Origin of the sequence: Stenotrophomonas sp. B1-1, assembly GCF_010894375.1 — a bacterium.
Lineage (GTDB): Bacteria > Pseudomonadota > Gammaproteobacteria > Xanthomonadales > Xanthomonadaceae > Stenotrophomonas.
Genome location: NZ_JAAIUZ010000004.1, coordinates 68,738 through 88,246, shown reverse-complemented (window position 1 = coordinate 88,246; position 19,509 = coordinate 68,738). Strand labels below are relative to the sequence as shown.

The window sequence follows — 19,509 nt, the reverse complement described above, 5'->3', positions numbered from 1 at the left end:
CGTTACGCAGCAACTGGACCCACCCCGCCATCCCACGGACAGCCCGCCTTTGACGTTGACGTTGACGTTGACGTTGCATTGAGCAGGTGCAGGGCGCAGCCCTGCCGTACGCCCCCTACAAAATGTGAAGGCCGCGCGGTGACGAGCACACCGCCCCTTCGGCTAACATTCGCCCATGCCGCATACCACCACGACTCCGCCCGCATTGCAGGATGGCGACCTGCTGGCCGCCATCGACCTTGGCTCCAACAGCTTCCACATGGTCATCGCGCGCTACACGCTCGGCCAGCTGCGGGTGATCGACCGCCTGCGCGAAACCGTGCGCATGGCCGATGGCCTGGATGGCAAGGGCGGCCTGTCCGCCGCCGCACGCCAGCGCGCACTGGAATGCCTGGCCCGCTTCGGCCAGCGCATCCGCAACGTGCCCCCGCACCGGGTGCGCGCCCTGGCCACCAACACCGTGCGCCAGCTGCGCTCGCCGCAGGCCTTCCTGATGCCGGCCGAAACCGCGCTGGGGCATGCCATCGAAGTGGTGAGCGGGCGCGAAGAAGCGCGCCTGATCTACCTGGGCGTGGCCCACGCACAGCCGCCCAAGGCCGACCAGCGCCGCCTGGTGATCGACATCGGCGGCGGCTCCACCGAATTCATCATCGGCCAGGGCATGCAGACCCTGGAACGCGAGAGCCTGCAGGCCGGCTGCATCGCCAGCACCCGCCGCTTCTTCCCCGGCGGCAAGCTCAGCCGCAAGCGCTGGAAGGATGCGCTGGCCGAGATCGGCCGCGAGTTCCAGCCCTTCGCCAGCAAGTACCGCGTGCTGGGCTGGCACGAGGCGCTGGGCTCGTCGGGCACGCACAAGGCGATCAGCGAGATCTGCGCCAGCATGAAGCTGAGCAAGGGCGCGATCACCGCCGAAGCCCTGCCGCAGCTGCGCGACGAGCTGCTGAAGGCCAAGAAGATCGACGACATCGAGCTGCCCGGTCTGTCCAGCGACCGCCGGCCGATCATCGCCGGCGGCATCCTGGTGCTGGAAGCGGCCTTCCAGGCGCTGGGCCTGCAGAAGCTGCTGGTCAGCAAGGCGGCCATGCGCGAAGGCATCCTGTACGACATCGTCGGCCGCGCCGGCGAGAACGATCCGCGCGACGAATCGGTGGCCGCGCTCACCCAGCGCTACGGCATCGATACCGCCCAGGCCGACCGCGTGCAGGAGACCGCGCTGGGCCTGCTGGAGCAGGTGCAGGAACGCTGGAAGCTGGATGCCGACGATGCGCGCATGCTGGGTTGGGCCGCGCGCCTGCACGAGCTGGGGCTGATGATCGCCCACAGCGGTTACCACGTGCATGGCAGCTACGTGCTGGAGAATTCCGACATTGCTGGCTTCTCGCGGCAGGAACAGCAGATGCTGGCCGCCCTGGTGCGCAGCCACCGGCGCAGCGTCGGCAAGTCCGCCTTCGATGCCCTGCCCGAGCGCCTGCTGCTGACCGCACGGCGCTTGACCGCGCTGCTGCGTCTGGCCGTGCTGCTGAACCGCGCCCACGAAGACGTGCCGCCGCCGGCGCTGGAACTGACCGCCGACGACAGCCGGTTGTCGCTGATCGTCCCACAGGCCTTCATCGATGCGCGCCCGCTGCTGCGCGCCGACCTGATCGGCGAGACCGAAGGCCTGGCTGGCCTGGGCCTGCAGTTCCGCCCGTTCGTGGTCTGAGCGCCGCCCCGACGGGCAGCCCTACCCCTCCCGCAGCACCCCGACAACGGCCCCTCAGCGGGCCGTTGTTCGTTGCGTTTTGCGCAGTTCACTACCTGAATGCGGATTCAGGTTTCTGATTCGCGCCTGACCCGTGACTTTCGTCATGACGCTAAGCCCTTGCTTTTGTTCAAATTGCGTGAACTGAACGAGAAAAATTGCGACACAATTTGCAACACCCTCTTTACAGGTGGTTAACGAACGAGAATAAATCGAAGTCACCGGCTCAGTCCCAACAGGCGAATCCGGCTTTCGCAGGCCCTTTTGGCCTGCATCTGCAGACTCAACGAGAGAGAGAGACTCGATGACTTCACGCTCCACCGTGCTGGGCCAGGCGATCCGCCATGCCCTGATCGTCGGCACCGCGACCATCGCGCTGCCTGCCCTGGCCCAGGACGGCGCCCCCACCACCCTCGACCGCATCGAGATCACCGGTTCGCGCATCCGCCAAGTCGACGTGGAAAACGCCAACCCGGTGCTGGCGATCTCGCGCAAGGACATCGAACGCCAGGGCTTCAGCTCGGTGGCCGACATCCTGCAGAACGTCACCGCCATGGGCAGCCCGGCGATCAGCCGCGCCAACGTGCTCAGCGCCGGTGAAAACGCGGGCGGCACCTACATCGACATGCGCAACCTGGGCGCGCAGCGCACCCTGGTGCTGGTGAACGGCAAGCGCCTGGGCATCAGCACCTCCGGTTACCAGGACGTGTCGAGCCTGCCGGTGTCGGCGGTGGAGCGCATTGAAGTGCTGAAGGACGGCGCCTCGGCCATCTATGGTTCGGACGCCATGGCCGGCGTGGTCAACATCATCACCCGCCACAACGCCACCGGCGTGACCGCCAACGTCTACCACGGCCAGTACAGCCAGGGCGACGGCGCCCGTGACCGCTTCGACGTGGTGGCCGGCTGGGCCAACGACCGCGGCTCGATCACCCTGTCGGCCGAGCATTCGGAAGAAAAGGCGGTGTGGGCCAAGGACCGCGATTTCAGCGCCTTCGGCAACACCTCGCGCCACCCGACCGAAGCGTGGACCACGGTCAGCCAGTGGGGCCAGATCACCGGCCTGCGTGGCCCGGGCTGCACCGCGGCCAACAACGGCACCTGCAGCTACTCGCTGAACCGCGGCGCCGACCCGCTGAACCCGGCCAATTACCACCTGACCAATGCCAATGCACCGGATGGCGATGTCAGCAACACCAACGAACAGATGCACCTGAACTATCCGCTGAAGCGTGATTCGGTGTTCGTCGATGGTCGCCTGAACATCACCGACAACGTGCACTTCAGCACCCAGCTGGGCTACAACAAGCGCGAATCGAGCCGCCAGATCGCCGGCTACCCGCTGCAGTCGTCCACCGCCGGCATCGGTTCGATGTCGATCGACAGCTACTTCAACCCGTTCGGCCGCAAGAACGGCTACGCCACCCCGACCGCCGTGGCCTGGAACCACCGCACCTGGGAAGTGCCGCGCGTCAGCGACAGTGAACTGAAGACCTACCGCGCCGTGGCCGCCTTCGATGGCACCTTCAACATCGGCGAGCGCTACTTCGATTGGGAAGTGGGCTACCAGTACAACAAGAACGAACTGCGCCAGCACGCCACCGGCAACCTGCACAAGGAACGCGTGAAGAACGCCGTCGGCCCGTCGTACTACAACGCCGCCACCGGCAAGGTGGAGTGCGGCAGCGCCGCCGCACCGATCGCCAACTGCATGGTCTGGAACCCGCTGGTCGCTGCCGGCGTGGTGAACCCGTACGGCCTGACCGGCAACCAGGCCCTGATCGACTACCTGATGCCGGCTGAAGATTCCTCCGGCAAGACCGTGGGCAAGAACTTCTTCGCCACCATCGCCGGCAGCATCCTGACCCTGCCGGGCGGCGACCTGGGCTTCGCCTTCGGTGTTGAACACCGCAAGGAAACCGGTGAGTTCATTCCCGATGCGCTGGCCCAGACCGGTGCCACCACCAACCTGGCCGCGGGCCCGACCGGTGGCGGCTACAAGGTGAAGGAAGCCTACCTGGAGTTGAACGCGCCGATCCTGGCCGGTCTGCCGGGCGCGCAGGAGCTGACCCTGAACGCGGCCACGCGCTTCTCGGATTACGACACCTTCGGCAATACGCTCAACAGCAAGTTCGGCTTCAAGTGGCGCCCGATCGAACAGCTGATGGTGCGCGGCACCTGGGCTGAAGGCTTCCGCGCCCCGACCATCAACGACCTGTACGGCGGTGGTTCGGAAACCTTCACCACCGGTTACGCCGATCCCTGCGACACCGTCTACGGCCCGTCGCGTACCAGCGCCGCCGTGCGCGCCCGCTGCGCCCGCGACATCGCCAACGCTGACACCTACCGTCAGCTGAAACAGGGCAACGTGCCGATCACCAGCAGCACCGACCAGACCCCGGTGCCGTTCACCAACGGCTCCAACCCGCTGCTGCAGCCGGAAACCTCCAAGAGCAAGACCCTGGGTCTGGTCTGGAGCCCGAGCTTCATCCGCAACTTCAACGTGTCGCTGGACTGGTGGAAGATCCGCATCGACAACACCATCGTTGCCGACAGCCCGAACCAGATCCTGATCGACTGCTACGAGCAGGGCATCGATTCGCGTTGCGCGCAGTTCACCCGTGATCCGGTGCTGGGCATCGTCAACAAGCTGACCTACGGCAACCGTAACGCCGGTTTCCTGGAAACCGAAGGTTACGACATGGAACTGACCCACCGTCTGGACACCGACGCGCTGGGCAGCTTCAGCACCCAGTGGTCGACCACCTACGTCAGCTCGAACATCTTCCGTTCGACCAACGACCCGACCGTGGTGCCGACCCCGGTCAACGGCATTTCCACCAACTCCACCAGCGGCTTCCGCGTGCGTTCGAACCTGACCGTCGGTTGGGACAAGGGCGACTTCGGTGTCAGCTGGACCGCCCGTTACTACTCCGGCGTGAAGGAGACCTGCCTGAATGCGATCACGCATCCGGATGAGTGCTCCGATCCGGGCGTGCGTGCACCGTGGTACTCCGGCGCCCGCAACTACAACGAGCGCGGTTCGGTCACCTTCCACGACGTGCAGTTCCGCTACAACCTGCCGTGGGATGCCACTGTTTCGGTCGGTGCCAACAACGTGTTCGAGAAGTACGGCCCGAACATGTACACCAAGCCGAACTCGGTGTTCTCCTACTACGGTGGCTACGACATCGGTCGCTTCGTCTACCTGAAGTACCAGCAGCGCTTCTGATCCACCGCGCTGCCGTCATGAGCTGACACGACCACGGCCCTTCGGGGCCGTGGTTTTTTCTGCGTGCGGCAGGCCCGGGCACCGTCATCGGGCGGTCGCATTACGGTCACAACGGCTACATCGCCAGGCCCGAGCATGCCGGAAAACCGGAGGCCCGCCATGCGCCATGCCATCGTCACCGAGACCTATCCGCCGGAGGTCAACGGCGTTGCACTGACTGTGCAGAGCCTGGAGCAGGGATTGCGCGCCGCCGGCCATGAGGTCGATCTGATCCGCCCACGCCAGGCCAACGAAGCGCTGGAAGCCGCGCCGGGCACCCTGCTGGTACCGGGGGCGGCCCTGCCCCGCTACCCCGGCCTGCGCTTCGGCCTGCCCGCCCCCATCCGCCTGGGCCGGCACTGGCAGCAGCACCGCCCTGATGCCATCTACATCGCCACCGAAGGCCCACTGGGCTGGTCGGCGCTGCGCACCGCACGGCGGCTGGGCATTCCGGTGGCCACCGGCTTCCACACCCGCTTCGACGAATACCTGCCCGACTACGGCGTAGCGTGGCTGCAGTCGGCGGCCATGCGCTGGATGCGCCGCTTCCACAACCAGGCCGACGCCACCCTGGTACCGACCCGCGAGCTGCAGCAATTCCTGGGCGAGCAGGGCTTCGAGCGCGTGCGCCTGCTGGCGCGCGCGGTGGACAGCCAGCAGTTCGACCCGGCCCGGCGCAATCCTGCGCTGCGCGAGGAATGGGGCGTGGACGGCAACGGACTGGTGGCCCTCTACGTGGGCCGCATCGCCGCCGAAAAGAACCTGGGGCTGGCGGTGAAGGCCTTCCGCCGCCTGCAGCAGGTACGACCGAAGGCACGCTTCGTGTTCGTGGGCGATGGCCCAGCGCGCGAAAAACTGGCCCACGACAATCCCGATTTCATTTTCTGCGGCATCCAGCGCGGCGACGCGCTGGCCCGCCATTTCGCCAGCGGCGATCTGTTCCTGTTCCCCAGCCGCAGCGAGACGTTCGGCAACGTGACTCTGGAAAGCATGGCCAGCGGCCTGGCCACGGTGGCCTTCGATTACGGTGCCGCGCGCGAATACCTGCGCAACGGCGAAAACGGCGCGGCCGTGGACGACGATGCGCAGTTCGTGGAGGCCGCCGTGCAGCTGGCCAGCGATGACGCGCTGCGCCGCGAGCTGGGCAGCAATGCCGCCCGCGCGATGAAGCGCCTGCACCCGCAGCAGGTGGTGGCCGAGTTCGAATCGCTGCTGGCCGAACTGGCACAGGCGCGGAGGAACGGCCATGCGCACCACGCCGCTTGAATCGCTGGCCGGGCGCGAAGCACGGCTGTGCCGCCGCGCCAACCACTACTGCCGCCGCCGCCGGGTACGCCGCCTGTTCGCGGTGATCAGCCGCCTGGGCGACGGCGTGTTCTGGTACCTGCTGATGGGCGCGCTGGTGCTGGTGGATGGCTTCGATGGCCTGCGGGCATCGGTGCACATGGCCGCCACCGGGCTGGCCGCGCTGCTGCTGTACAAGGGGCTGAAGCGCTGGACCCGGCGCCCGCGCCCGTATGCAGCCGACCTGCGCATCCGCGCCTGGGTGGCCCCGCTGGACGAGTTCAGCTTCCCGTCGGGGCACACCCTGCATGCGGTGTCGTTCACCATCGTGGCGCTGGCCTACTACCCGTGGCTGGCACCGCTGCTGGTGCCGTTCACCCTGGGCGTGGGGCTGTCGCGGGTGGTACTGGGCCTGCACTACCCCAGCGATGTACTGGCCGCGACGGGCATCGCCACGCTGCTGGCGTGGGCCAGCCTGGCCTGGCTGCCGCTGCCGGTGTGATACGGCTGGATTAATTCCGGGGGGTCGGATCCCTTTCCTGCGGAAAGGGCTCTGACCCCGGCCCGACGCGGCGGGCCGATGCCCTAGAATGCCCACATGACCACGTTGTTCATTTCCGATCTGCACCTGGACCCCAGCCGTCCAGCCATCACCGACCTGTTCCTGCGTTTCCTGCGCGAGGAAGCGCCTGGCGCCGATGCGCTGTACATCCTGGGCGACCTGTTCGAAGCCTGGATCGGCGATGACACGCCCTCGCCGCTGGCCGACGCCGTGGCCGACGCACTGAAGACGCTGTCCGAAAGCGGCGTGCCGATCTATTTCATCCGCGGCAACCGCGATTTCCTTCTGGGCGAAGACTATGCGCGCCGCGCCGGCCTGCGCATCCTGCCCGACCCCTGCGTGATCGATCTGTACGGCCGCGCGGTGATGCTGCAGCACGGTGACCTGCTGTGTACCGATGACATTCCCTACCAGCAGTTTCGCGCGCAGACCCGCGATCCGGTGTTCCAGGCACAGTTCCTGGCGCAGCCGCTGGCAGCGCGCATTGCGTTCGCGCAGAAGGCACGCGATGCCAGCCAGGCCCGCCAGTCGGAAATGAAGCAGGGCGACCGCGCACAGTTTGAAACGGTGACCGACGTGGCCCCGGCGGAAGTGGAAGCCACCTTCGCACGCCATGGTGTGGACACCATGATCCACGGGCATACCCACCGCCCGGCCATCCACAGCCTGCAGGCCGGTGGCCGCAACTGCACCCGCATCGTGCTGGGCGACTGGTACGAACAGGGTTCGGTGCTGCGCGTGGACGCCGACGGTTGGCACCTGGATTCGCTCAAGCGCGAATGACGGATTGCCGGGCGCCAACCAAGGTTGGCATCTACCAGAGCGCGTAGGCCGGTAGACGCCGACCTTGGTCGGCGGGTGCCATCCGGTAACCGCGTCAGCGGAAGCCGGCGATGGTGGCCTTGGTATTCACCAGCACGCGCTGGTTGTCGGCGCTGCTGGCAATGCCCATCGGCACACCGTTGTAACTGATGTTCGGGTTCGACCAGAAATTCAGCCGCGGGCAGCCGGCCGAGCAGGCATAGGCCATGATCGTGCGCCAGCGCGAACCACTGGCCGGTTCATAGCGATAACCATGGCCATAGGCATACGGCGACGTGCTGGGGTCGGTGGCGATGTCATGCCGCGCACTCTGCAGGTGGCCGATTTCGTGGGCAAACGAGTAGTAGCCGGTCGCGCAGTCCCAATACACCGCGGCGAAGGCGGTGGACGCGGTGGAGCCGATGCCCGAGGCCAGCCCGCAATAACTGCTGTTGTTGATCAGCAGCACGCCGACATCGGCCGCGGTGTTGTTGCGGCTGGTGTGGATGCTGTCCATGTAGCCGTCGCTGGTGCTGCGGAAGCGGGCCAGGTCGGTGCTGAAATTGCCGGACTCGGTGTAGCTGGTGGTTTCGTACCCGGCCAACTGCAGGGTGATGCCCACGTTGCTGTTGGTATAGCCCTGGTTGGATTCGGCCACCGCCAGCTGCACCAGCGATTGCATGTTGCCGCCATAGGCGGCCACCGCCGCATTGGTGGCTACCACCAGCACGCGGATCGTGGCCGGACTGCCCGATGACGCCTGCGCGATGCCGACACGATCATTGGCCGGCATGCTGATCTTCGGCAGCTGGTTGTAATCGGCCGGATGATCGGCGGGCATGCGCGATTCATCCACTTCCACCAGCACGTGCCGATCGCCCAATGGACGCAGCCGGTACAGCGTGCCGTCCTTGCGGATGGAACCGGTGAGCGTGTTGCCCGACCGCACCAGGATGACCGAATTCGCCGGATCATCCGGCAGTGTGGCGCCCGCCTTCTGCAGGCGATCGGACGGGCTGCGGATCTGCCCGTACCAGACACTGCCCCCGTCGGCCAACGCCTCGACCCGGCTGCGCGTGGCCTGCACCTGCTGCCCCAGCAGTTCGAATTCCAGCTGCGACTGCGCGGTGGCCGCCGCATCCACCCGCACTTCCTGCACCGTTGCGGTGGACGGTGCCGACAGCAGCCGCCCCAGCTGCGGTTCACTGCTGGCCGAGGCCCGGCTGAGCACGGTGACCGGTTCGAACAGCGGCGCCGCCTGCGCGGCCGTTACCACGCACAGCCCCAACAACACACCACCTGCCGCTTGACCGATGTATCTGGACATCATCTTGTCGCTCCTTGGAGTGAAGTAGACAGCGTTGATGCAGCACGACCCGGGTGCCGGGTGTGGCCATATGGCCTGCGCAGCCCCCGTGAATACAAGCCTTGAAGCCGGTCGGCATGCGGATCTGTGACGGCCAGCGGCAGTGTTCAGGCAGGTCAAGAGCCGCTGTACACTGCGCCCATACACGGCCTTCGCACCGCCGTGACATGACCACCACAGGGGATGCACATGGCTGCAGGTCAGACCCGCAACGGGGACAGTGCGCAGGGCGCCGTGCTGCACCTGGGCCTGTTCTTCGATGGCACCCGCAACAACGCGCACAACCTGGCGCGCGGGCGGCCGCAGCCACCGCAACCGCGCCCTGCCCTGCTGCGTGCCGACGACGATTCGACCTACCAGAGCCGGCTGACCAGCAGCTACGACAACGGCACCACCAACATCGCGCGGCTGCACCAGCTGTACCCGGACAGCCGTCGTGCGCCGCTGGCCGAACCGTCGCTGGCGATCTACGTGGAAGGGGTGGGAACCCGCGACGATGCCGAGGATGATCTGATCGGCCTGGCCTTCGGCATTGGCGCCAGCGGTGTGCGCGCCAAGGTGCAGCGCGCACTGCACGAGCTGCTGCCGGCTGCGCTTTCGGCGCTGACGGCGCACTGGCAGCAGCCGCTGCACGGGGTGCAGGTCGATCTGTTCGGCTTTTCGCGCGGGGCCGCGGCCGCGCGCGACCTGGCCAATCAACTGCGTGGCTGGGATGCCGGCCAATGGCGCCTGCGCCTGCAGGGCGCCGGGTTGCCCTGCGCAGCCGACTTCGCCCTGCCGCGCCCTGCACTGCGTTTCGTCGGGTTGTTCGACACCGTGGTGGCGGTCAGCGGCCGGCGCGCTGACGAGCAGCCGCGCATCGCCCTGCCGGCGGGCATTGCCGAGCGTGTGGTGCAACTGAGTGCGCGCGACGAGCATCGCCAGCACTACGCCTTGACCACGGTTGCACCGACCCACGAGGAAATCGCCCTGCCGGGCGTGCACGCCAACATCGGCGGCGGCTACGACCAGCTGGAAGAAGGCCCGAAGCTGCTGGGTCGACCGCGCCGGCAGCCGCTGCGGCGGGCGCCGGTGGACGATTACCAGACCCCCACGCTGGCGATGCTGCAGGCCACCACGGTTTACGCCGAAGCGCAGGCCGATGCCGAGCGCTGGCGCCAGCAGCTGGGGGCGACGGAAAAGGAAGTATGGGTGGATGTGTGGCACCAGTGGCAGCAGCAGCGCCGCGCCGGCAGCCGCAGCGTGATGATGGCACCGGTGCTGCACGTGACCGCTGCGGTGGTGCTGCGTAGGCGCATCGACTGGCGCTACCAGCTGATCGCCCTGCAGGTGATGCAGCAGCGCGCCGCTGAAGCCGGCGTGCAGTGGAGCGCAGATGCGGCGCAGGTGCCGGGCTGGGAGCTGCCAGCGCCGCTGCAGCCGATCGCGCGCCGGCTGCTGGCGGGGCAGACCCTGACGCCGACCCAGGAAGCCCTGCTGCGACGCCGTTACCTGATGCAGTCGGCGCACTGGAACTTCGATGCACTGGGCGATACCGCGCTGACCTTCGCCGCCGATGCGGGAGTGAGCGAGCTGCCGTACCGGCCGGGGCCGGGGTTGTTCTACATCAACCGGCCAACGGTGGATGGCCGGCGGGTGGTGCTGCCCAACGCGTGAGGCCCATCCACGCATGGCGTGGATCTACTGAACCCGCTTCTGGTAGGTGCCAAGCTTGCTTGGCACAGCGCATCAGCGCGCGGCCATCCACGCATGGCGTGGATCTACCGATACATGCGTGAATGGACGCCCTGCGCTGCGGCTCAGCCGGCCTGTTCCACCAGGTTGGCCAGCTCGTCTTCATCGAAACCGGCCAGCAGGCGCGCTTCCAGATTGAACGGCCCATGCAGGTAACCGCCGGCGAACTCCTGCAGCAATGCTTTGAAGCGCGCACGCGGCTCGACGCCGGCGCGATCGCAGTACCAGCGGTACCAGCGCGAACCGGCGGCCACGTGGGCCACTTCCTCGCGCAGGATCACTTCCAGGACATCAGCGGTAGCAGCATCGCCGACGTTGCGCAGCTTCTCGATCATGCCCGGCGTCACGTCCAGGCCACGCGCTTCCAGCACGCGCGGCACCAGCGCCATGCGTGCCAGGCCGTCGTGGGCGGTCTTCTCACACATTTCCCACAAGCCGTTATGGGCGGGGAAATCGGCGTATTCGTGGCCATGCGCCAACAGGCGTTCGCGCAGCAGCATGAAGTGGCGCGATTCGTCGTCGGCGCAACTGACCCAGTCGGCGTGGAAGGCCGGCGGCAGGCCACGGAAGCGGTAGACCGCATCCCAGGCCAGGTCGATGGCGTTCAGTTCGATATGGGCGATGGCGTGGATGAAGGCAGCCCGCCCTTCCACGCCACCCAACCCGCGCCGCGGCACTTCGCGCGGATGCACCAGCCGCAGCTGCGGCGGCCGCCCGGGCATGCGGATCGGCTCGGGCGGCGGCGCATCGGCCGGCACCTTCAGGCGTCCGCTGCGGAAGGCCGCTGCGTAGGCCTGGGTCAGTGCCACCTTGCGCAGCGGATCGGCTTCGGCCAGACACTGCTGCGCGGCGCGCAGCAGGTCACCGCCTGCGTCGGGCAGGTCAACCACCGGCTGCGCCTCAGGCGCGGCGCTTGTGCTTGGCATCGTCCGAACGCAACTGCTGGATGCGCTCGAAATAGCCCGGCTCGATACCGGTGGGGTAATGCCCGTTGAAGCACGACGAATCGAAGTTCTGCAGTGCGGCGTTACCTTCGCGCACCGCCGCTTCCATGTCTTCGATGTCCTGGTAGATCAGCCAGTCGCAGCCCAGGTGCGCCTCGATCTCTTCCACGCTGCGGTTGTGCGCCACCAGCTCTTCGGCGGCCGGCATGTCGATGCCGTAGATGTTGGGGAAGCGCACCGGCGGTGCGGCGCTGGCCAGGTAGACCTTGCGGGCACCGGCGTCGCGCGCCATCTGCACGATCTGCTGGCTGGTGGTGCCGCGCACGATGGAATCATCCACCAGCAGCACCACGCGGTTGCGGAATTCCAGGTGGATCGGGTTCAACTTGCGGCGCACCGACTTCACCCGCTCACCCTGCCCCGGCATGATGAAGGTGCGGCCGACGTAGCGGTTCTTGATGAAGCCTTCGCGGTACTTCACGCCCAGCACGTTGGAAATTTCCAGCGCTGCGTCACGCGAGGTATCGGGAATCGGAATGATGGTGTCGATGTCGTGGTCCGGGCGCAGGCGCAGGATCTTCTCGCCCAGCTTGATGCCCATGCGCATGCGCGCCTTGTGCACCGACACGTTGTCGATCATCGAATCTGGGCGGGCAAAGTACACGTACTCGAAGATGCACGGGGTGTGCTCGGCCGGTTCGGCGCAGATTTCCGAGAACAGCTCGCCGCGCGCGGTGATCACCAGCGCTTCGCCGGGCTGCACGTCGCGCACGCGCTGGAAGCCGAGGATGTCCAGCGCCGCCGATTCGGAGGCCACGATGTACTCATCGCCTTCGGCGTGGCTGCGCTTGCCCAGCACCAGCGGGCGGATGCCATGCGGATCGCGGAAGGCGACCAGGCCCAGGCCCAGCACCACGCTGACCACGGCATAGCCACCCTTGCAGCGACGGTGCACGCCGGCCACCGCGCGGATCGCCGCTTCCGGGCTCAGCTGGCGCTGCTGTTCCAGTTCGTAGGCGAACACGTTCAGCAGCACTTCGCTGTCCGAATCGGTGTTGACGTTGCGGCGGTCCTGCTCGAACACCTGCTGGCGCAGGGCTTCGGTATTGATCAGGTTGCCGTTGTGGGCCAGCGCGATGCCGTAGGGCGAGTTGACGTAGAACGGCTGGGCCTCGTCCATGCCCTCCGAACCGGCGGTCGGGTAGCGCACATGGGCGATGCCGACGCTGCCTTCCAGGGTGGACATGGTGCGCGCATCGAACACATCGCGGACCAGGCCGGTGGCCTTCTGCACCCGCAGGCGGCTGCCGCTGGCGGTGGCGATGCCTGCCGCGTCCTGGCCACGGTGCTGGAGGACGGTCAAGCCGTCATACAACTGCCCGGCGACGTTCTGGTTGCCGACGATTCCGACGATGCCACACATGGTGCGAGGTCTCCGCTGGGCAGTGCCCAGTTACAAGGAAGGTGGCCGTGCCTGGCCTTTAGTGGTCGCCGCGCCTGCGGTCGACGTTGGCCGGATCGTCCGGCTCGATGTTGCCCGGCAGTGCAGGGGCATCCGGGCGCACTTCGGCCGGATCGTATGCTTCGCCCTGTTCCGCTTTCGCGGGCCGCAGCCATCCGCTGCCCGCCACTACCTGGTTTAGGATGCCATTATCGCCTGTCGCGCCCGGCTTGCCCAAATCGGCGCCGGCGCTCTTGCCCAGTTCCATCAACGCAGATGGGGACAAAGCGTCCATCGGCAAGGCCTTGGGCAGCAGATCGGCACCGGGCACCTGCCAGTGCGGCAGTTTGCTGTTCATCCAGGCCACGGCCGGGTTCAGCACCGGGCGGATGGCCGAGGCCTGCCACGACCGTTCGGCGGCCAATGGGGTGAAGCTGCCCAGCAGCAGCAGGATGGCGGCGATCAGGCCGCCGCGCACGGCGCCCAGCACCCCGCCCAGCAGGCGGTCCAGGCTGCCCAGCATGTTGCGGTGGACGATGTGCTTGATGACCATGCCGATCACGGCCACCACGATCATCACGCCGATGCCGACGCCCAGATAGCCGCCGACGAAGTGTTCGCCGCCGGGGGCGGCCGGGGCCGCCCACCAGCGGGCTGCATCATTGCCGAAGGCGAAGGCCGCCCAGGCCGCCACCAGCCACGACACCGTGCCGATGACGATGCTCACAAAGCCGCGCAGCAACCCCAGCAGGGTGGAGGCGGCGATCACGATCAGCAGCACCACGTCGATCATGGCGCCCCGCTCCTTCGGCGGCGCTGGCAACGAGGCGGCGGACAGGTCATGGGTGCGGGCGCACCATACCGGCCACGCCGACCTTGGCGGCCACCTGGGCCTTCAGCTGGTCGGCGTCGGCGCGGTTGGCCACGGGCCCCACGCGCACCCGGTGCAGGGTGCCCTTGTCGGTGCGCACCTGCTCGACGAAGGCGCTGAAACCGGCCGCACGCACCTTGTCGCGCAAGGCATTTGCGTCATTGGCCTGGCCGAAGGCCCCCAGCTGCACGGCGAAACCGACGCTGCTGGCCGCAGGCGCCGCGGGCGTTGCCGGTGCCGGCTTGGCCGCAGCGCTGGCCTCGGGCTTGGGCTGCGGCTTCGGGGTTTCAGGCTTCGGCGCTTCCGGCTTCGGTGCCGGCTTGGGCGCTTCGGGCTTCGGCGCTGCCGCCACCGGCGTGCTGGCCGGCAGGGCTTCGCTGCGCACCGGGTTGGCCGTGGCGGCCGGCGACGATGCGGCAACCGGGGTACTGGCGCTGGGCGCGGTCGCCGCCGGGCTGGCCGCAACGGCGGCGGCCGGTGCCGCGTCCAGGGTGATCACTTCGGCCTTCACATCGGCCCGCACCTTCACTGCCTGCAACCGGGCCGCTTCGGCCTGGGCACGATCAGCATACGGCCCCACGCGCACCCGCCACGCCGCGCGACCATTGATGGTGGTGGTGTCCGAGAAGCCCGGCAGCTGCGAGCGCTTCAGGTAGGCGATCACCGCCTCGGCGTCGGCCTGGCTGGCGTAGGCGCCGAAAGTGACCGCGTAGTTGCCGGCGGCAACGGCCGGCGAGGTGTCCACGGTGGGCGGGGTGGCCGGTGCGGCCGCTTCGTCCAGCGGACGGGCCTGGCCACTCTGCAGGCCGGTGGCGCCGCCTGCCGGAGCCACCAGCGGCAGCTCACGGGTTTCGAACTGGCCATCGCCCGGCGCATCGGGCGCGGTGATCGGCACATTGGCCACACCGCTGTCCGGGGCCGGCCCCTTGACCAGCATCGGCAGGAAGATCACGGCCAAGGCCACCAGGACGATGGCGCCAATCAAACGCTGTTTCAGGGGTGTATCCACGTGAGGCAGGCGACAGGCGGAAGTTGGGTCGATTATACGGGTGCCGGGGGAAACGGCGTCGGCGGCGGCTGAACGCGGGTCAGGCCGAGGCCTGCAGCCACGCCAGCGCCTGTGCTGCGGTATGGAACGAACCGAACACCAGCACGCGATCGCCGCGCTGCGCCTGCGCCAGCACCTGCTGCAGGGCCTGCTCGACGCTGTCGGCCAGGGCGTCCACTGCCGCGCCGGTGTCAGCCAGGCACGTCTGCAGCTGCTGCGCGCTCTGCCCACGGGCGCCGTCCAGGCCGGCCAGGGTCCACTGCGTCACCACGTCCTGCAGCGCGTTCACCACACCCACCGCGTCCTTGTCCTGCAGCGCGGCGTACACGGCCAGGGTGCGGCCAGGCACGACTTCGGCCTTCAGCGCGCGCGCCAGCTGCCCGGCGGCTTGCGGGTTGTGGCCCACATCCACGCGGATCTGCACGCCATCGCGCTCGAATGCCTGCAGGCGGCCGGCAATGCGCGCAGCGGCCACGCCTTCGGCCCAGGCCGCGCGCGGCACCGGCTTGTCCAGCGCGCGCAGGGCGGCGATCGCCGCGCCGGCATTGGCCAGCTGGATCGGGCCGGCCAGCGCCGGGGTCGGCAGCTCCAGGCGGGTGCCGACATCGCGCCAGCGCCAGCGCTGCGCATCGATCGGTTCGTAGAAGTAGTCGCTGCCACCGCGGATGGCGTTGGCACCCAGCAGATAGGCCCGGGCCAGCACGCTGGATGGCGGATCGGTCTCGCCCAGGATCACCGGCTTCCAGCCACGGATGATGCCGGCCTTCTCGGCGCCGATGGCTTCGCGGTCCTCGCCCAGCCATTCGGCGTGGTCGATATCCACGGTGGTGATCACCGACACATCGGCATCGACGATGTTCACCGCGTCCAGGCGACCGCCCAACCCCACTTCCAGCACGGCCAGATCCAGCCCGGCCGCCGCGAACAGGTGCAGCGCGGCCAGCGTGCCGTACTCGAAATAGGTCAAGGTGGTCTGCCCGCGCGCCGCTTCCACCGCGTTGAACGCCGCCACCAGCGCGGCATCGTCCACGTCCTGGCCATCGATGCGCACGCGTTCGTTGTAGCGCAGCAGGTGCGGCGAGGTGTATGCGCCAACCTTCCAGCCGGCGGCGCGGGCGATGGCTTCGATGAAGGCGACGGTGGAACCCTTGCCGTTGGTGCCACCGACCACGATGGTGCGCCCGGCCGGTGCGCCCAGGCCCATCGCCGCGGCCACGCTGCGCACGCGCTCCAGGCCCATGTCGATGCTCGCCGGGTGCTGGCGTTCAATGTAGTCCAGCCAGTCGGCCAGGGTGGTCGGGGTGTTCGTCACGGCAAGGGTTCCAGCAGCAGCAGGTGGTTCGTTGGAAGGGTTTACAGCGCGCGGTGCTTGGCTTCGCCGAAGAACGGCGTGTGGTGGGCGCAATCGTTCAGGCGCACCACTTCCAGGCTGTCCAGGTCGGCGCCTTCGAGCAGGTTCAGGGTGGTCGGCGCCTGGCGGAAGGTCCACAGGCGGGAAATCGGCAGGCCCAGCACCTTGCACAGGATCACCCGGTTCACTGCGTCGTGGGCGACCACCAGCAGGGTGTCGTGCTCGCCCAGGCCTTCAGCGGCACGGGCCAGGCCACGCCAGCTGCGCTCCAGCACCAGGCGCAGCGATTCGCCGCCCGGCATCAGCACGGTATCGGGTTCCTCGCGCCAGGCCTTCAGCCGCGACGGGTCTTTTTCGTTGATCTCGCTGGCCAGCAGGCCTTCCCACTCACCGTGGGCGATTTCCTGCAGATCCGGTTCGGTCTGCAGCATGCCGGCGCGGTCGGCACCCAGGGCAAGCTGGGCGGTCAGCTGGGCGCGCGACAGCGGCGAGGCCACCGCACGGGTGATGTCCACCGAAGCAAGACGGGCGCCCAGAGCCTGGGCCTGGGCTTCGCCGATGGGCGAAAGCGGGATGTCGATCTGGCCCTGGTAGCGGCCTTCGGCGTTCCACGGCGTTTCGCCGTGACGGGCAAGCAGGATGCGCATGCGAACAAGGGGTCCTGGGGGGAGGAAGATTCCGTTTCGTTCACATCCTGTGAAGTACGCGGAACAGGGATGATACCTGTTCGGCGCACCGGGCCGGACCGGGCATGAAAAAACCCCGCGACACCGGTCGCGGGGTTTCGGGCATTGCAGGCGGATTCCGCCGGGCGCGGCCCGGCGCTACCACCGTGAACCTTTATTTCGCCAGGTTCAGTTCCTTCAGCAGCTGCGGCGCCGGCGCCACTTCCTGCATGATCCACTGCATGTAGCGGCTGTCCACGGCAATCATGCGGGTCATCACCGGGTCGAACACCCAGTTGGAGCTGACCGATTCCCAGTTGCCGTCGAAGGCCAGGCCGACCAGCTTGCCGTGCGCATCCAGCACCGGCGAACCCGAGTTGCCACCGGTGATATCCAGGTTGGACAGGAAGTTCACCGGCACCGAACCGATGCGCTTGTCTTCCAGGCCACCGTAACGCTTGGCCTTGACCGCATCCAGCAGCGCCTTCGGCGAATCGAACGGGTCTTCGCCGGTTTCCTTGGCGGCCACGCCTTCCAGGGTGGTGAACGGGGTGTACTGCACACCGTCCTTGCCGTAGCCCATCACGTTGCCGAAGGTGATGCGCAGCGACAGGTTGGCATCGGGGTAGACGAACTCGCCCTGGCTCTTCTTGTAGTCGGCCACGGCCTGCAGGTACAGCGGACGGGCCGTCAGCGATTCGCCCTCGCGGATCTTCTTCTGCTCTTCCTGCTTCAGCAGCGCCGGCATCACTGCCACGGCGTACTGGATGGCCGGATCGGTGCTGGCTTCAAAGGCCGCGCGGTCGGCGTTGAACCACTTCAGGCGCGTGTCCAGGCTGCCCAGCTCGGTGCCCGACAGCTTGCCCACCAGCGACTTCACGGCGGCCTCGTTGCTGCCACCCAGCCACTTGTTCAGCACTTCGTTGTCGCGCTGCGCGGCCGGCAGGGCCACGTACTGGTCCAGCCAGTAGGTCTGCAGCTGCTGGTCCATCTTCGCCACGTAGCGGCGGTCCATCTGCTTCAGGCCACCTTCGATGGTGGTCAGGTCACGCTGCTGGAAACCGGCTTCGCGCTCGGCGTCCGGCTTGCTGCGTTCGATCGACAGGCGGTACAGGGTGATGGCCGCGCCCACCGCCGAAGTGTTGTTGAACTGGCCCACGAACAGATCGCGTTCACGGGTGGCCTTGCTGGTGGCCAGGTGCTGGACCAGCTGCGCGTGCGCGGCCAGTGCCGGCTTGCCCGCGGCGCCCTGCTTCTTCAGCCAGGCCAGCACGGCCGCTTCTTCGGCCTGCTTCTGGCCGGCCGCGTCGATGCGCTTGAAGCCTTCCAGCTGGCCCAGGTAGTTCTTGGCCACGTTGTTCATGCTGGCCGCGGTGGCGGCGTACTTCACTTTCACGTCCGGGTCGGCCTTGCCGGCCTCGTCGATCATCTTCAGCACCGCGTTGTAGTGGCGGGCGATGGTCGGGTAGGTGAAGCTGGCGGTCTCGTTGAACTCGCCGGCCAGGGCGTAGCGGTTGGTGCGGCCCGGGTAGCCGGCCACCATCACGAAGTCGTCGGCGCCCAGCGGCTGGTCGGCGAACTTCAGGAAGTGCTTGGGCTGGTAGGGCACGTTGTCGGCCGAGAATGCCGCCGGCTTGCCGTCCTTGCCGACGTAAGCGCGGTAGAACGAGAAATCGCCGGTGTGGCGCGGCCACATCCAGTTGTCGATGTCGCCACCGAACTTGCCGACGCTGCCCGGGGGCGCGTAGACCAGGCGCACGTCCTTGATTTCCATGTTGCGGAACAGGCGGTAGGTGTTGCCGCCGCTGAACGAGTACAGGCGGCAGCGGAAGCCGGCGTCGGCTTCACAGGCGGCCACCTGGGCCTTGTCGAAGGCATCCAGCGCGCGGCTGCGGGCGAGCGGGTCCTTGCCGGCGGCGGCAATGGCGGCCTTGGCCTGGGCGGTGACGTCGGTGATCTGGTCAAGCACGAACACGCGTGCGTTCGGGCCGGCGCTCAGTTCGTCCTTCAGGGTCGGCGCGTTGAAGCCGTCCTTGATCAGGTTCTTCTGCGCGGTCGAATTGAGCTGGATGGCGCCATAGGCGCAGTGGTGGTTGGTCACCACCAGGCCCTGCGGGGAGACGAAGCTGGCGGTGCAGCCGCCCAGCGCAACCACCGCGCCCATCGGGTCGCCGGTCAGGTCGGCCAGCTGCTGCGGGGACAGCTTCAGGCCGGCCTTCTGCAGCGGGCCGGCGATTTCCGGCAGCTGCTGCGGCACCCACATGCCTTCGGCGGCATGGGCGACCTGGACCAGCCCGAGGCTGGCGACGACGGAGAATGCAAGCAGGTTCGAGCGCATCGAGCGGCCCCTGGTGAAAGAACCGCCGAGTGTAGCCCAGCCCCCTGCCCCGCCCGATGCCCGGAAGTCATGGGCTGCGCGGGCCTTCCCGC

At 67.7% G+C, this 19,509-nt stretch carries 14 protein-coding genes; 6 read left to right on the top strand and 8 right to left on the bottom strand.

Annotated elements, in window-relative coordinates:
- The first annotated feature begins 175 nt into the window (after nucleotides 1-175).
- The 5 genes from ppx to lpxH all read left to right on the top strand — a co-directional run bounded on the left by ppx (nucleotide 176) and on the right by lpxH (nucleotide 7,641).
- Complete coding sequence (ppx, locus tag G4G00_RS02415) at nucleotides 176-1,702, top strand: exopolyphosphatase (protein WP_164270997.1); 1,527 nt, start codon at nucleotides 176-178, stop codon at nucleotides 1,700-1,702.
- Nucleotides 1,703-2,045: 343 nt separating this feature from the next.
- Entirely contained in the window at nucleotides 2,046-4,973 is a 2,928-nt protein-coding gene (locus G4G00_RS02410) for a TonB-dependent receptor (protein WP_108752305.1), read from the top strand.
- A gap of 159 nt (nucleotides 4,974-5,132) precedes the next feature.
- The gene (locus G4G00_RS02405; RefSeq protein WP_164270994.1) at nucleotides 5,133-6,278 is read left to right on the top strand and encodes a glycosyltransferase family 1 protein; all 1,146 of its coding nucleotides are present in this window, start codon (nucleotides 5,133-5,135) and stop codon (nucleotides 6,276-6,278) included.
- Complete coding sequence (locus G4G00_RS02400) at nucleotides 6,259-6,798, top strand: phosphatase PAP2 family protein (protein ID WP_108752303.1); 540 nt, start codon at nucleotides 6,259-6,261, stop codon at nucleotides 6,796-6,798. The genes G4G00_RS02405 and G4G00_RS02400 overlap by 20 nt, the downstream gene beginning before the upstream one ends.
- Nucleotides 6,799-6,894: 96 nt before the next feature.
- Nucleotides 6,895-7,641, top strand: a complete 747-nt coding sequence (lpxH, locus tag G4G00_RS02395; RefSeq protein ID WP_164270991.1) for a UDP-2,3-diacylglucosamine diphosphatase — start codon at nucleotides 6,895-6,897, stop codon at nucleotides 7,639-7,641.
- A 94-nt stretch (nucleotides 7,642-7,735) separates the two neighbouring features.
- Here lpxH and G4G00_RS02390 read toward each other — a convergent pair whose 3' ends face one another.
- Entirely contained in the window at nucleotides 7,736-8,989 is a 1,254-nt protein-coding gene (locus G4G00_RS02390) for a M12 family metallo-peptidase (protein WP_164270988.1), read from the bottom strand.
- Nucleotides 8,990-9,214: 225 nt separating this feature from the next.
- Here G4G00_RS02390 and G4G00_RS02385 point away from each other — a divergent pair, with 225 nt between their 5' ends.
- Entirely contained in the window at nucleotides 9,215-10,681 is a 1,467-nt protein-coding gene (locus G4G00_RS02385; RefSeq protein ID WP_164270985.1) for a DUF2235 domain-containing protein, read from the top strand.
- A gap of 143 nt (nucleotides 10,682-10,824) precedes the next feature.
- Here G4G00_RS02385 and G4G00_RS02380 read toward each other — a convergent pair whose 3' ends face one another.
- From G4G00_RS02380 to G4G00_RS02350, 7 genes are all read right to left on the bottom strand, one after another.
- On the bottom strand, nucleotides 10,825-11,649 hold the full coding sequence (locus G4G00_RS02380) for a ferritin-like domain-containing protein (RefSeq protein WP_164270981.1): 825 nt from the start codon (nucleotides 11,647-11,649) through the stop codon (nucleotides 10,825-10,827).
- Nucleotides 11,650-11,659: 10 nt separating this feature from the next.
- Nucleotides 11,660-13,126: an amidophosphoribosyltransferase gene (purF, locus tag G4G00_RS02375; RefSeq protein ID WP_108752299.1), complete on the bottom strand. Its 1,467-nt coding sequence runs from the start codon at nucleotides 13,124-13,126 to the stop codon at nucleotides 11,660-11,662.
- A 58-nt stretch (nucleotides 13,127-13,184) separates the two neighbouring features.
- Entirely contained in the window at nucleotides 13,185-13,937 is a 753-nt protein-coding gene (locus tag G4G00_RS02370) for a CvpA family protein (protein ID WP_233614963.1), read from the bottom strand.
- A 46-nt stretch (nucleotides 13,938-13,983) separates the two neighbouring features.
- Nucleotides 13,984-15,024 (bottom strand): SPOR domain-containing protein, encoded by a 1,041-nt coding sequence (locus tag G4G00_RS02365; protein WP_164270979.1) that lies wholly within the window; start codon nucleotides 15,022-15,024, stop codon nucleotides 13,984-13,986.
- Nucleotides 15,025-15,103: 79 nt separating this feature from the next.
- Nucleotides 15,104-16,375 (bottom strand): bifunctional tetrahydrofolate synthase/dihydrofolate synthase, encoded by a 1,272-nt coding sequence (folC, locus tag G4G00_RS02360; RefSeq protein ID WP_164270976.1) that lies wholly within the window; start codon nucleotides 16,373-16,375, stop codon nucleotides 15,104-15,106.
- A gap of 41 nt (nucleotides 16,376-16,416) precedes the next feature.
- Nucleotides 16,417-17,061, bottom strand: coding sequence for a histidine phosphatase family protein (locus G4G00_RS02355; RefSeq protein ID WP_079220782.1), 645 nt, complete (start codon nucleotides 17,059-17,061; stop codon nucleotides 16,417-16,419).
- Nucleotides 17,062-17,254: 193 nt separating this feature from the next.
- Complete coding sequence (locus G4G00_RS02350; RefSeq protein WP_164270974.1) at nucleotides 17,255-19,417, bottom strand: S46 family peptidase; 2,163 nt, start codon at nucleotides 19,415-19,417, stop codon at nucleotides 17,255-17,257.
- Nucleotides 19,418-19,509: the final 92 nt, after the last annotated feature.

Excerpts from the sequence above, each read along its gene's own strand:
- ppx (WP_164270997.1), top strand. The coding sequence starts at position 176 with ATGCCGCATACCACCACGACTCCGCCCGCATTGCAGGATGGCGACCTG.
- G4G00_RS02410 (WP_108752305.1), top strand. The coding sequence starts at position 2,046 with ATGACTTCACGCTCCACCGTGCTGGGCCAGGCGATCCGCCATGCCCTG.
- G4G00_RS02405 (WP_164270994.1), top strand. The coding sequence starts at position 5,133 with ATGCGCCATGCCATCGTCACCGAGACCTATCCGCCGGAGGTCAACGGC.
- G4G00_RS02400 (WP_108752303.1), top strand. The coding sequence starts at position 6,259 with ATGCGCACCACGCCGCTTGAATCGCTGGCCGGGCGCGAAGCACGGCTG.
- lpxH (WP_164270991.1), top strand. The coding sequence starts at position 6,895 with ATGACCACGTTGTTCATTTCCGATCTGCACCTGGACCCCAGCCGTCCA.
- G4G00_RS02390 (WP_164270988.1), bottom strand. The coding sequence starts at position 8,989 with ATGATGTCCAGATACATCGGTCAAGCGGCAGGTGGTGTGTTGTTGGGG.
- G4G00_RS02385 (WP_164270985.1), top strand. The coding sequence starts at position 9,215 with ATGGCTGCAGGTCAGACCCGCAACGGGGACAGTGCGCAGGGCGCCGTG.
- purF (WP_108752299.1), bottom strand. The coding sequence starts at position 13,126 with ATGTGTGGCATCGTCGGAATCGTCGGCAACCAGAACGTCGCCGGGCAG.
- G4G00_RS02370 (WP_233614963.1), bottom strand. The coding sequence starts at position 13,937 with ATGATCGACGTGGTGCTGCTGATCGTGATCGCCGCCTCCACCCTGCTG.
- G4G00_RS02355 (WP_079220782.1), bottom strand. The coding sequence starts at position 17,061 with ATGCGCATCCTGCTTGCCCGTCACGGCGAAACGCCGTGGAACGCCGAA.
- G4G00_RS02350 (WP_164270974.1), bottom strand. The coding sequence starts at position 19,417 with ATGCGCTCGAACCTGCTTGCATTCTCCGTCGTCGCCAGCCTCGGGCTG.